Here is a 13,618-nt window from a genome sequence, read left to right as displayed (position 1 = left end):
TCCGTTCCCCCGCAGTTGACAAGAGAGCGAGCCGTCACAACAGTGGATGCGGCGTCCGGTTGGGCGCCCATCCACCGCAGCAACCAGACAGAGGAATACATGAACGTACGTCGGCTCACCGTCAGCGCTGCCGCCGCGGGGTTAACCCTGCTCGCGGCGCCCGCCGCCCAAGCCGCCCCTCCGTCCGGCTCCGCCGGGACCGGCTCGTCGGCTGTCGATACCGGCTCCGCCGCGACCGGCTCCGCCGGCTACTCGCAGACCGGCTCGGCCGGAGGCGCCTACGCCAACTGCGACGATGCTCGCGCCGCGGGACATGCCCCGCTGTTCCGCGGAGAACCGGGCTACGGTCCGCACCTGGATCCCGATGGCGACGGCTTCGCCTGCCCGACGGTCTGAACTGACCTGGTAAACGACGACACCCGGTATGGCGGCGCCATACCGGGTGTCGTCGTTTACCAGGTCAGCGGAAGATCTTGAGCAGAACCAGACCGACGATCAAGGCGGCCGCCCCGATCAGGCCGTACTTCACCTTCGGCTCGTTGAGCTTCGCGACCACGATCTGCTTGGTGTCGTCCGCGATGCGATGCGGATCCGTGCGTACCGCGAGCTCGTCGAGTGTGCTCGCCAGCCGAGTGCGGGCGGCCTCGATGTCCTGCTCGATCCGCTCGGTATCCCTTGCCACGTTCAAACCCTCCTGTAGTCGATTGCCACGCCCGGGGCACGAATCACGCCGTGTCGTCGGCCGTTCGCGAAGCACCCAGCGCTCGCGGACGAGTCTATCCGTCCGCACCGTGCGCTATCGGGCCGCGCGACGATCTCCCTTCCGCGCGATGTCCAGGCATTCGGTTACCGTGCTGGAGGTGACCACCAACCAACGACTCTCCCCCGGCGACACCGCGCCCGAGTTCACGCTGCCCGACGCCGACGGCAAGAACGTCTCGCTCGCCGACTACCGCGGCCGCAAGGTGATCGTGTACTTCTATCCCGCCGCGAGCACGCCCGGCTGCACCAAGCAAGCCTGTGACTTCCGCGACAACTCGGCCGACCTGGACGGCGCGGGCATCGACGTCATCGGCATCTCGCCGGACAAGCCCGCCAAGCTGGCCAAGTTTCGCGACGCCGAACAGCTGACCTTCCCGCTGCTGTCGGACCCCGACCGCAGCGTGCTCACCGCATGGGGCGCGTACGGCGAGAAGAGCATGTACGGCAAGACAGTCGTCGGCGTCATCCGCTCCACCTTCCTGGTGGACGAGGAGGGCAGGATCGCGGTGGCGCAGTACAACGTCCGCGCCACCGGACACGTCGCCAAGCTGCGCCGCGACCTGTCGGTGTAGCCCGGACAGCGAAAAGCCCGGCGCCGCAAGGGCGCCGGGCCTGATTCGTGTCGCTGTCGGCGCACAGCTACGTCGGCAGCACCTGCCGGGTCCCCCACTGCGTCATCATGCGGAAGTGCTTGTCCCACCAATCCGCGGCTTCCGGGGAGAACACGGAGGGCGGCGGGACCTCGCCGGGAAAGAGCAGCGCGCCGTTGGGCGTGCCGACCTCGGGGGTCGCCGGGATCCCCGAGCCGGGTACGAGCGACTCCGCGGCGTTCGTCTCCGCCTCGTACCCGAGTTCGGCAGGCACCAGCGGCACCGGAGCCGACAGCGGCAGGCGGGCGACAAGACCTCCGCTCCCCACCGTCGGCTCGGCGAACGATCCGCCCGTCTCGGCAGGCCGCCCCGATCCGTTCTCGCCGGGCGCCGTACCGCGGCCACCGGCACCGGCACCGGCCGAGCCTGCGACGACACGGCCATCCGCCGTCACTCGCGCGTCGACCGCCACCGCGGTGGACGTCGGCCGCACGAAACCGTTCATCGCGTAGACACCGCCGACGAGCAACCCACCCGCCAGCACGCTGGCCGCCGCGAACATCGCCGCTCCGCCGCGTACCCGAGGCACCACCTCGTCGACCGGCTCGTCGAGCACGTCCGCAGCCACCCGCGCGCTCGACGCCGCACCCACCGCGGACGCGAAAGCGGCCATCCTGCAAGAGATCACCGGCGCGCCGAAGCCCTGCACCGCGGCGAGCACCGACGACTCGGCGCCCGCCGACCCGATAAGCACTACCGCGTCCGGCCTGGTCGCGGCCGCATCCAGCTGATCCCACGCCGCGGCAACGGCCACGCCGAGCGACTCGGATGTCGCCCTGCCCGCCTGACCGACCGCGGCGAGCACCCGGCGGCGGCCTCGGTCGACCAGGGTGAACGCCTGGTACCCGGGCACGACCTCGCCGACCAGCAGGTTGTCGTATTCGTCGAGCCAGGTCATCAAGCTCGCCACACTCAGGTGAGCGGATTTGGCCGAAACCATCGAGGCAGTGTGCCATGGACCGGCCGCAAGCGCGGACACGATGGCGCGCCGTTCGGCGGCGTCCCGGTAGGCGACCGCCGCGCCGCCGACCTCGCGGTCCGGCCCGAGCTCGGCGGCGAGTTCGTCCAGCACCGTCGCTACCGCCGCTGCCACGTCCGCCTTGGTGTCACCCTGTGTCTGTTCCGACCGGTGCAGCAGAACACGCTCGGACAGCTTCCCGCCATCGGCGAGCGCTACCGCGTGCACGGCGCCACGTTCGGTAGAAACGCCAAGAGTTATCTCTGATCGAGCTACCACAGACCACCCCTTCCCTGTGCGCATTGACCGGGACCGAGCTTGCCGAAAGCCATGAGCCCCATGGATTCCCTGCTCGGAACGCGCGTCACGATGCACGCACGCTCGGTATGTGTTCGAGGCCATATTCGTCACGGATGGGTGCGGAAAATCAACGGACCTGAACAAACACAGCACATGCGCGTGTCGCGCCCATGCCCTACCGTTAGCCTGGATGCGTGGAAGTACGCGCGGAGACCAGGTCGAAACAACGTCTGGACCCTGCGTTGGAGCTGCAGGACGACCCGCAGGAGCTCATGCCGCGGCGCCGGCCGACGCAGGAACGCAGCAAACGCAAGTTCGACGCCCTGCTACAGGCGTCTCGGGAACTGCTCGTCGAGGTGGGTTTCGAGTCGTTCACCTGTGAAGAGGTCGCGGCGCGTGCCGAAGTGCCGATCGGCACGCTGTATCAGTTCTTCGCCAACAAGTACGTCATCGTCTGTGAACTGAATCGGCAAGACTTGGTTGCTGTTTCCCAGGAGCTTGCCGATTTCCACGGTGAGATCCCGTCACTGGACTGGTTGCGGCACATGAACCAGTTCGTCGATCACCTGGCCAACCTCTGGATGACCGACCCGTCCCGGCGCGAGGTGTGGCTTGCCATGCAGTCCACCCCGTCCACGCGGGCCACCGGCGCGATCCACGAGAAGGAATTCGCCGAGGTCGTGTCGCAGATGCTGCGACCGCTCACCCCGCGAACGCCGCGGGCGCGCCGCACCATGATGGCCGAAGTGCTGGTGCACGTGGTCTATTCGATGCTGAACTTCTCGGTCCAGGACGAGCAGAGCAACGCGGAGGCGGTCTCCGAGCTCAAGCGACTGATGGTGGCCTATCTGCTCGTGGCGGAGAAGGAATCGCGCACCGCCAGCGAGCGGTAGCGGGTGATCCCGGCGCGAGCCGGGATCAGTTCCGCGTCTACCTGGTCTTCGCTCAGTCTTCGACGATATCGGCCAGCTCGCCCGGGTCTTCCAGGACGACCATCGCGGCCGCGGTGTCGCCATCGTGCGTCAGCGACAGATGAACCTTTACCCGTGGCAGGAATTCGGCGGCGAGGCCGTGCAGCTTGATGCTCGGCCTGCCCCACGCGTCGTTGACCACCTCGATCAGGGGATAAGGGTTGTCCCCGATCTGCGGGCGGCGGGCGAACCGGGACGAGGCCCAGGCTTTGATCACCGCCTCCTTCGCCGCCCACCGCGTCGCGTAGCTGCGCGCCGGGTCGGTCCCTTTACTCTGGCAGTATCGCCGCTCGCCTGCGGTGAAACTTTCCCGGAGCATAGTGGTTCCGGCGCGTTCGAGCTGTTCGGCGAACTCGGAGATAGTCACCAAGTCCAAGCCGATACCGAGGATCGTCATAGCCGCGCAGCCTACGACCTAGCCGACGCGCCCGCGCGGGGACCCCGCGCGGCGGGTTGCCCCGCCGCGCTTGCGATCAGGCGCATCCGAACCCGTTCGCCCGGTACGCGCCGTCCTGCCCGAGGCGCGCCTCCGGCGAGAGCAGCACGTCGGCTTCCAGCTGCCGAGCCCGCTTGGCGGGGGTGCCATCCCCGCCGAGACGGCGATCCGCGGGACGCTCGTACAGCGGAGCACCACCGCACATCGCTTCGGAGAACCGCTGCCGCCCTGCCAGCTGACGCTCCTGCGCCCTGCGCTGGTACTCCGCACGCCGGCCTGGCTCGATGGCCTGGACAAACGCCTCCGGATGCACCACGGCGAGCAGGCCGGACACGTGCCCGAAGCCGAGCGAGGTCAGCAGACCCGCCTTGAGCGGGAACCGGTCGCCGAAGCGCAGCGGCTCGCGGGCCCACACCAGGTGCGGGTACTCCCGCATCTTGTCGTCGACGCAGTCCAGGCTTCGGTTCGGCGGCACCACACCGTTTTCCAGCACCTGGCACAGGCCGATGAGCTGGAATGCGGCCGCGCCGCCCTTGGCGTGCCCGGTCAGGCTCTTCTGCGAGACGACGAACAGCGGGGCGCCGTCCGACCGCCCGATCGCGGCGGCGAGCCGCTCGTGCAGCTCGGACTCGTTCGGGTCGTTGGCGGCGGTCGACGTGTCGTGCTTGGAGATCACCGCGATGTCGTCGGGCTGCACGCCGAGCTTGCGCAGTTCGGCGGCGAACCGCGACTCGCGCCCACCACGGCCCGCGCCGAGCGCACCGAGGCCCGGTGCCGGGATCGACGTGTGCACGCCGTCGGCGAACGACTGCGCGAACGCCACCACGCCGAGCACCGGCAAACCAAGCTCCATGGCGATATCACCGCGTGCCAGCAGCACGGTGCCACCGCCCTGCGACTCCACGAACCCACCGCGGCGGCGGTCGTTGGCGCGGGAGAAGTACCGGTCGCTGATGCCCTTGGCGCTCATGGCCGCGGAGTCCGCGGTGGCGGACATGTCACCGAAGCCGACGATGCCCTCGATACCGAGGTCGTCGTAGCCGCCTGCGACCACCAGCTCCGCCTTGCCGAGCCGGATCTTGTCGACGCCCTCCTCGACCGATACCGCGGCGGTGGCGCAGGCCGCCACCGGGTGCACCATCGCGCCATAGCTGCCGACGTAGGACTGCACCACGTGCGCCAGTGCCACGTTCGGCAGCGCCTCCTGCAGGATGTCGTTCGGACGCGACTCACCGAGCAGGTTGTCGATGTAGAGCGAGCGCATCGAGGTCATGCCGCCCATACCGGTGCCCTGGGTGTTGGCAACCAGCGAGGGATGCACCCAGCTCATCAGCTCGGCTGGGCTGAACCCGGAGCTGATGAACGCGTCCACCGTGCACACGATGTTCCACAGTGCGACCCGGTCGACCGAGGCCGCCATGTCGGGCGAGATGCCCCAGATGGTCGGATCCCAGCCGGTCGGGATCTGGCCGCCGACGGTGCGCGACAGCTTGGCCCGCCGCGGCACCCGGATCTCGGTGCCTGCCTTGCGCGTCACGGTCCAGTCGCCGGAGTCGGCGACCGGCGTGATCACCGTGTGCTCCGGGGCGGAGGCGTGGAAGGCGCGGGCCTCGGCCTCGCCGCCCACCGTGAACGACAGATCCTGGTCGAGGAAGACCGAGGTCATCAGCGGAGCGGTCACCTTGCCGTCGTCGCCGGCGGCCATCGCGCCGTCGTCCCCGTAGCGGCGCACGCCGCAGCGGGCGACCACCGTGTCGTGGTACCGCTCGGCTACCTCGTGTTCCGGCACGTAGTCACCGGACTCGGCGTCGTACCAGCCCGGCTTCGGGTCGTTCTCCCAGGTGACCAGGCCGGTGGTCCAGGCGAGTTCCAGCACACCCGCGGCCGACAGCTCGTCGGAAACCTCCATTTCGAACCGGGTGCGCGCCGAGCCGTACGGGCCGAGCTCACCGGCGCCGACGATGACCACCATGTCGGCGAGTTCGGCGGTGACGCCGTCGAACTCCGGCACCGGCAGTGCCGAGGTCATGGTCGGCGGTGTGGGCAGCGCCGCGATCGTCCTCGCCGCATCGGCTTCCGCGGTCTCGGCTTCGGCCTGCTCTGCGGCCTGCTTGGCCAGCGCGGGCAAGTCCAGTTTGGCTCTGGCCAGTCCGCCGGTCAGATCGATCTGCTGCGGGCTTACCGCGGTCACCTGGCGGGCCCGCGAGGTGCACCACTTGAGCAGCTCGTCGGCCATCTCGGTGGTGGACCAGGTGTGCACGCCCGCCTTCTCGACCGCCGCGACCATCGGGTCGTTGTGGCCCATCAGGCCGGTGCCGCGCACCCAGCCGATCAGCGCGTGCACCAGGGTGACCCGGGCGGACCACGATTTCTCCGCCCGCCACTTGCCGATCACCGCGTCCAGCGCCGCCTTCGACTCGCCGTAGGCTCCGTCGCCGCCGAACAGGCCCCGGTTGGGCGAACCCGGCAGCACCACATGCAGTTTCGCGTCCACGTCGTGGTCGGCGCCCAGCTTGGACAGTCCGCCGATCAGGCGCTCGACCGACCAGAGCAGCACCCGCATCTCCAGCTCTGCGCGGCCGCCCGCGTCCGCGAGGTCACCGGCCACCCGTGGCGCCGCGAACGGCAGCAGCAGGGTCGGGGTCATCGCGTCCTTGATCTTGATCTTCGCGCCGCCGGCGTTGTCGACCTGCTCGGTGCCGACCCAGTCGATCAGCTCGTCGATGTCCTGGTAGGACGCCATATTCGCGGGCAAGACCCAGAGCGCGGCGCCGTGGCGGGCGTTCTCCCGGTACAGCTTCCGATAGAAGCCGAGGCGCTGGTCGTTCAGGCTCGAGGTGGTCACCACGACCGTGGCACCACCGCTGAGCAGACGCCCGGCGACCGCCGCCGCGATGGATCCCTTGCTCGCGCCGGTGATCACCGCGACATCCGACGACCAGAGCCCGGGCTCTTCGGTGCTCCGCGCCGCTTCGGCGATGCGCTCGTACGTCCGGGCCAGCACCGAACGTGCCTCGTGCTTCGCACGCTGACGCCACCAGTCGGCTTGCGCCGCGACGGCTTCGCCCGCACCGAGGAATCCGGTCACCGGGCCTTCGGCGGAGCCGACGTCGTCGAGCAGCCAGAGCCGGGCCAGATCCTCACGCGCTGTGGCCCACCGGTCGTCCAGCAGCACCGCCTTGCGCGCGTCGAACGCGGGCGCGACCTGACGCGACCAGTCCGAACCCAGTTCGGCCGAGACCAGGTCGACCAGCGAGTCGTCGGTCGCCTCCGGCGCGGACACCCGCTCGGAAAGACCGAGCTGTTCGAGCACCACCCGGGCGGCTGTGGCGAGCACGCCGTCACGTCCGGTGATCTGCTCGGTGAACTCGCCGAGCGCGGCCGCGTCGACGGTCGCGCCGCCGCCACCGCCCGCCGAAGGCAGCGACACCGCGACACCGCGACGGGCCGCGACGGCCTGCACGGCGGCATCGATGGCCGCGTCGACCGATGCGGCGTCACCCAGCGCGCCGGAGACCAGCCCGCCGAGGTCGCCACCGCGCACGCTGGTGCCCTCACGGGTGCCGAGTGACACCTCGGTGGTCACGTGGCTGGCCCACCCGTCGCCGAGCTCCCAGACCTTCTTCACGCGTTCGGCGATTGCGGCCGGGCGCTTGCCGGACGGACCGAACACCTTGCGCAGGTGGTCGCCGATAGCGTCGTTCAGCACCGAGCCGAACGGTTTGTAGGTGCGCGCCAGCCGCCCCACCGTCACAGAGAGCGCACCCATGTCGGCATCGGCCGCGCCGTCGATCGCGCCGAGCGAGAGCTCGGAGCCGAGGTCGACCAGCAGCTGGTTGCGCCGCGACGAGACGCCGTCGCACAGGCCCTCGATGGTGTCCACCGGACCGATCTGGTCCAGCCGCAGCTTGGTCCACAGCGCGATCAGCACGCGGGTGGCGTCGGCGGCGGTGAACGGTATGTCGTCGGGACGCGCGCCACCAGAGCTCGGCGCGGGCGCCGCGACCGGGGCGGCTGCCGCGACGGGGGCCGCGGAAGCGGTGGCCGCCGACTCCTCGACCGGCTCGTCGACCGGTGCCGGGTCGGTATCGGTCGAGTACACGAGCGCGGCCTCGCGCTCGATGTTGAGCACCTCGACCGTGGCGGCGTCGAACGCAGGCAGCTTCAGCGTCTGGCTTGCCAGGTTGGCCACCGTCGGCGTCACGCCGAGACCGATCTCGACGAACCGCTCGACGCCGAGGCCGCCGTGCGCGACGTCGGTGAACAGCAGGTCCTGAGTCTCGATCCAGCGCACCGGGCTGGCGAACTGCCACGCGAGCAGCTCGACAAGCACCACGCGGCACAGGTCGGTCGGCCGGGCCGCCCAGGTGTCGAAGTCGGCGAGCACCGCGGCCAGCGGCTCGGAGGGCACCAGATCCGCGATCTCCTGGACGAACGCGCGCTCCAGGGTGAACGGCTTGGGCACCAGATTCGGGATGTAGCGGCCGATCAGAGTCTCCGGCTGCAGGTCAGCGGGCAGCAACTGCTCGAGCTTCTGCCGGAACTCGGGAACACCCTTGCGCAGCACAGTGGAGTGGAAGGGCACGTCGATACCAGGCACCAGGATGAACGCACGCCTACCGCCGAATTCCGCACGGCGCCGGTCGATCTCCTCCTCCAGCGCCGCCAGGCCCGCCACCGTGCCCGCGATCGCGTACTGCGAGCCGCGCAGGTTCAGGTTGACCACCTCGAGGAACTCGCCGACCCGCTCAGCGATGCCGTTGACGAAGTCGATCACCTCGTCGTCGGGCAGCCCGATCTGTGAGGGACGGATGGCGGCCATCCGGTAGTCACTGCGGCCCTTGGCGTCCCGTGGCACCAGCTCGTGCATTGCCGAGCCACGCTGGAACACCACCTCCAGCACCGCTTCCAGCGGAAGCACTCCGGCGACGGCCGCGAGCGCGTTGTACTCGCCGACCGAGTGGCCCGCGAGCATCGCGCCCTCGACGAACGCACCGGCCTCGCGCAGCTCCGCCACCTGGGCGACGCCGAGGGTCGCCATGGCGACCTGGGTGAACTGGGTCAGATGCAGCACGCCGTCCGGGTGCCGGTGCTCGACGCCGCGCGCCTTCAGGTAGGTCGGGTTGTCCCGCACCACGGCCAGGATGGAGAAGCCGAGCGCCGCGCGGGTGTGCTTGTCGGCGCGCTCCCAGATCTCCTTGGCGGCCTTCGAGCGGGAGCGGGCGTCCAGGCCCATGCCCTTGCGCTGGATGCCCTGGCCCGGGAAGGCGTAGACGGTCTTCGGCGCCGCGGTGCGACCGGTCGCGGTCATCACCAGTTCGCCGCCGGCCCGGCAGGAGACCTCGATGATCTCGCTGCCCGCGTCGACCGCGACGCGCTCCACCCGCACATCGATCTCCGCGCCGGGGCGGACCATGCCGAGGAAGCGGGTGGTCCACGCGATCAGCGTCCGCGCGGGAACCGAGCTGTCCGGATCGACCGCGGACACCGCGTGCTGCGCGGCGGCCGACAGCCACATGCCATGCACGATCGGGCTGCCGAGACCGGCAAGCTTCGCGGCGGAATCGGTGGTGTGGATCGGATTGTGATCGCCGGAGACGGTCGCGAACGCGTGCATGGCGCGCGGGGCCACCATGGTGACGTCCCTGCGGCGCCTGCGCGGAGTGTCGTTGGCCGTGCCGGACACCGTGCCCGCCGCGCGCGGCGGATCGGTCAGCTCGCCCGAGCCATTGCGTCCGCGGATCGCGAAGCGCTCGGTGAGGGTGGCCAGCACCGGCATGGACATCCCGGTCTCGGGCTTGTCCAGCATGGCGGTGATCCGCACATGCACCTCGACGACCCGGCCCAGGTCGGTGTCGAGGGTCTCGCCCGCCTCCGCGCGGACCGCGAGCACGCTGGTCTCGGTGGGCAGGTCCGCGGCGAGGTGGATCTGGTGGTCCAGGTGGACCAGGTCGAGCATGCCCTCGATGACGCTTTCGCCGTTGGCGGTGCGCGCGGCGCCCAGCACCGCGAACACGGCGGGCCAGCAGGCGCCGACCAGCACGTCGGGGGCGGTGCGGCCGAGCGTGCTCAGCGACGCGGGCAGGCCGGAGCCGGTGACACCCGCGTGGTCGGCGATGAGATCCGGCGTCCAGGCCAGGTTCACGTGCGCGACCTTGCCCTTCACCTCCGGCAGCGCCTGTCCGGCGGCGACGGCGAGTAGCGCGGCCATCGCCTCGTCCGCGTCGGCCTCCGTGACGACCGGGGCGCCGCCGTTGTAGATGGATACCGGAACCGTGATGCGGATGCGGACCGTGTTGCCTGCCAACAGCGGAACGGTCAGCTCGACGTAGGAGTGCTCCGGCTCGGGTCCTGTGGTCTCGACGAGCGTCGCGCCACTGGTCGGATGCACCGCGCCCTTGCCGTCGACGACCCATTCGGTCAGATCGCCGAGACGGTGCACGGGGCTGATGGCGGTGCGACCGGCCCACTGCACGTCCGGTGCGGCGAGCACGGCGTCGATCGGACCGCTGGTCACGTCCGCGGTGCGGCGCGCGTCGACCGCCGCGGGGACCACGCCGGCACGCACCAGCGAGTACGCGGTGTCCTGTTCGAAGCGGTCCAGCAGCTCGCCTACCGGTTCGTCGACCCGGGTGATGCCCGCGACCGCGACGGTGCCGGGGATGACGCACACCTGGTCGGCCGAGTAGCGCGGGTCGTGCGCTTGCCACAGCGAATCCGAGCGCCACCAGCGGCGCACGTCACCGTCGACGACCGGGACGAAGTTCACCGGCTTACCCGGTGTCTTGCACAGCGCCACGAAGAACGGAACGTCGGCGGGATGCAGCAGCGTCTGCGCCATAGCCGGGTACTGCTGCTTCAGCGTGCACAGCGCGGCAACCGGGTTCTCGAAGTCCTCGTCGCTCGCGAACAGGGTGGGGATCTCGCCGCGGTCAGCCGGATGCAGCCGGGATTCGGTGCGGCGCATCATCTCCGCGAACCGGTCACGCCAGGTGATGTCCAGCCAGATCGAGCGGGTCGCCTCGGCGATGGCGTCGCCGATGTCGCTGCCGCAGTCGAAGTCCTTGCGGTGATCCAGGCCCACCGCGAGCTCGACGTAGCGCTCCAGCCAGTCCTGGTAGGTCATGGTCGCCACGTCGCCGAAATACGGCTTGGCGGTGGCGTTCAGCGCCGCGATGATCTCGTCCCTGCGCCCGGCGACCGCGTCGGCGTCGCCCGCGACCTCGTCGAGCAGGCGGCCGGTGCGGGAGGCCGCGTTGTCGATCTCGTGGATGTCGGCGCCCAACTGGCTACGACCCGAGGCCATTCCGCCGGACGCGGTGCCCGCACCGACCCAGTCGGGGGTACCCGGAGTGTCCACGAGCAGCTGCTTGACCTCCGGCGCGGTCGTGGCTTCCAGCGTCGCCATTGCCGCGGTGCCGACCAGCACACCGTCCAGCGGCATCACGGAGTAGCCGTGCGGAACCGCCCATTCGCCGGTGAGGTACTGCGTCGCGCGCTCGGGGGTGCCGATGCCGCCGCCGACACACACCACCACGTTGGCGCGGTTGCGCAGCTCGGCGTAGGTGGACAGCAGCAGGTCGTCCAGGTCCTCCCAGGAGTGGTGGCCACCCGCCTTGCCACCCTCGATGTGGACGATCACCGGGTAGTCCGGGACTTCGTCGGCGATCCGGAGCACGGCCCGGATCTGGGCGACGGTGCCCGGCTTGAACGCGACGTGCGAGATGCCGACCTCGGTGAGTTCCTCGATCAGCGCGACGGCTTCCTCGAGTTCGGGAATGCCCGCGGTCACGATGACGCCGTCGAACGGCGCGCCCGCGGTGCGGGCCCGCTGCACCAGACGCTTGCCGCCCAACTGCAGCTTCCACAGGTATGGGTCGAGGAACAGTGAGTTGAACTGCACCGCGCGACCCGGGTGCAGCAGTTTCTTCAGCTCGGCCACTCGGTCGGCGAAGATCTGCTCGGTCACCTGGCCGCCACCGGCCAGTTCCGCCCAGTGGCCCGCGTTCGCCGCGGCCGCGACGATCTTCGCGTCGACGGTGGTCGGGGTCATGCCCGCGAGCAGGATCGGCGAGCGACCGGTCAGCCTGGTGAATGCGGTCTCGACCACGATGCGGCCGTTGGGCAGCCGGACCGGCCGCGGCGCGAACGCCGACCACGGGGCCGCCGGCTCCGGCGCAGCCCCTGGCGTGAGCAGGCTGCGCTGCCCCGCGCGGGTTGCCGCGGCGATCATGCCGACGCCGGTGCCCTTCAGCGAGCCGGAGGTGATCCGGGACAGCAGATCGCCAGGTCCGAGGTCCAGAATCCATTGCGCGCCAGCGGAAATCATGCCGTCGACGACGCCGACCCAGTCGACCGGATCCACCAGGATCTGCTGTGCAAGCCTGCCCGCCAGATCGGCGTCCACAGCGCACTGGTTGGCCCAGCTGGTCACCAGGTCGACGGTGTCGGCCAGTGCCGGGTGGTGGAACGCCACATCGACGGACACGTCCTCGAAGACCGGTGCGAACACCGAGCCGCCACGCACCTTCGCGTCACGCTCGCGCGCCTGCTCGTCGTGGAGCTGCGCGCACCGCTGACGCACCCGCTCCAGTTGGGCCGGTGCGCCGGACAGCACCGCACGCCGACGGCCATTGCGGATCGACACCACCACCGCCGTGGCGGGGTCCAGACCCGCGCACACCTCAACAACCACGGCGCGCAGCTGCTCGGGATCGACGTTCGACACCGCGACCATCGGCGAGCGATCGCCCACCGGCATCACTCCGCGCCGCCGTGCCACCAAACCAGCTGCCGCGCCGATCATTTGAGCGATCGCAAGCAGCTCGGCGTCGCGCCGACCGCCCGCCTCGACCGCGGCGGCCGCGAGCAGTCCCTGCGAGTGGCCGACGACTGCGGCTGGCGCGTGCTCAGTCGTATCCAGTCCGTGCAGCCGCAGCGCCCGCACAGCCGCCACCTGGGTCAGCAGCACACCGGGCATCGACACGGCGGCCGAACGCAGTACCTGCTCGGACGGCGCCGCGGAGGTCTCGCCCTCGTCGGTGTCCGCCAGCTCGTTCTCCAGCATCCAGCCGATCGGGTCGAAGCCGACCGGCCGCACCACGAGCAACTGCGCCGCGACTGGTTCCAGCAGCGCGGCCGCCTCGTTGACCAGCGCGGTCAGCTCCGGCTCCAGCGCACTGTCGCGCCCGATCTCCTCCAGCTCACGCAACCACTGCGCGCCTTGCCCGCCGAAGGCGAGCGCGTAAGGAACGCCGCTGAGCAGACGATCCAGCAGCGGCGACCGCGCGCCCCCTGCCGCGGCCTTCCCGGCGGCGCCGACCACCTTGGCGCTCCGTCCGGTCCCGGTCTTGGTGCTCTCGTTGATCGTCAAGACGCTTCGACTTCCTTTTCCGTGCGACATGCCCTCGGCGACACGCCGCTCCCTATCCGGTACGCGGGTGATCACAGAGGATCGGCCTGATACCGGCGAGGATGACACAAAATCATGAGGAAATCCTCACGTTTGCTCGACGACATCTCGCCTACCGTCGAGTATTCG

7 protein-coding genes are annotated in these 13,618 nt (G+C 70.1%); 3 read left to right on the top strand and 4 right to left on the bottom strand.

Annotated features, from left to right (window positions below; all coding sequences use genetic code 11):
• Positions 1-99: 99 nt before the first annotated feature.
• Positions 100-396, top strand: coding sequence for an excalibur calcium-binding domain-containing protein (locus tag OHB12_RS31415; RefSeq protein ID WP_327113404.1), 297 nt, complete (start codon positions 100-102; stop codon positions 394-396).
• A 64-nt stretch (positions 397-460) separates the two neighbouring features.
• On the opposite strand, the gene OHB12_RS31410 is transcribed toward OHB12_RS31415, so the two are convergent.
• On the bottom strand, positions 461-682 hold the full coding sequence (locus OHB12_RS31410; RefSeq protein WP_327113402.1) for a DUF3618 domain-containing protein: 222 nt from the start codon (positions 680-682) through the stop codon (positions 461-463).
• A 178-nt stretch (positions 683-860) separates the two neighbouring features.
• Here OHB12_RS31410 and bcp point away from each other — a divergent pair, with 178 nt between their 5' ends.
• Positions 861-1,334 (top strand): thioredoxin-dependent thiol peroxidase, encoded by a 474-nt coding sequence (gene bcp / locus OHB12_RS31405; RefSeq protein ID WP_327121657.1) that lies wholly within the window; start codon positions 861-863, stop codon positions 1,332-1,334.
• A gap of 67 nt (positions 1,335-1,401) precedes the next feature.
• On the opposite strand, the gene OHB12_RS31400 is transcribed toward bcp, so the two are convergent.
• Positions 1,402-2,598, bottom strand: coding sequence for a hypothetical protein (locus tag OHB12_RS31400; RefSeq protein ID WP_327113400.1), 1,197 nt, complete (start codon positions 2,596-2,598; stop codon positions 1,402-1,404).
• Between the two features lie 344 nt (positions 2,599-2,942).
• Here OHB12_RS31400 and OHB12_RS31395 point away from each other — a divergent pair, with 344 nt between their 5' ends.
• Complete coding sequence (locus tag OHB12_RS31395) at positions 2,943-3,563, top strand: TetR/AcrR family transcriptional regulator (RefSeq protein ID WP_327121655.1); 621 nt, start codon at positions 2,943-2,945, stop codon at positions 3,561-3,563.
• Between the two features lie 52 nt (positions 3,564-3,615).
• Here OHB12_RS31395 and acpS read toward each other — a convergent pair whose 3' ends face one another.
• Entirely contained in the window at positions 3,616-4,038 is a 423-nt protein-coding gene (acpS, locus tag OHB12_RS31390) for a holo-ACP synthase AcpS (RefSeq protein ID WP_327113398.1), read from the bottom strand.
• A gap of 76 nt (positions 4,039-4,114) precedes the next feature.
• Positions 4,115-13,450, bottom strand: a complete 9,336-nt coding sequence (locus OHB12_RS31385; RefSeq protein WP_327113396.1) for a polyketide synthase — start codon at positions 13,448-13,450, stop codon at positions 4,115-4,117.
• Positions 13,451-13,618 lie beyond the last annotated feature (168 nt).

Origin of the sequence: Nocardia sp. NBC_01730 (assembly GCF_035920445.1) — a bacterium.
Lineage (GTDB): Bacteria > Actinomycetota > Actinomycetes > Mycobacteriales > Mycobacteriaceae > Nocardia.
Note: the sequence above shows the minus strand (reverse complement) of the source record. Positions and strands in the feature narration are given on the sequence as shown.

Bases quoted from the DNA above. Each gene is read 5' to 3' on its own strand.
- OHB12_RS31395 (WP_327121655.1), top strand. From the start codon at position 2,943: ATGCCGCGGCGCCGGCCGACGCAGGAACGCAGCAAACGCAAGTTCGAC.
- OHB12_RS31415 (WP_327113404.1), top strand. From the start codon at position 100: ATGAACGTACGTCGGCTCACCGTCAGCGCTGCCGCCGCGGGGTTAACC.
- acpS (WP_327113398.1), bottom strand. From the start codon at position 4,038: ATGACGATCCTCGGTATCGGCTTGGACTTGGTGACTATCTCCGAGTTC.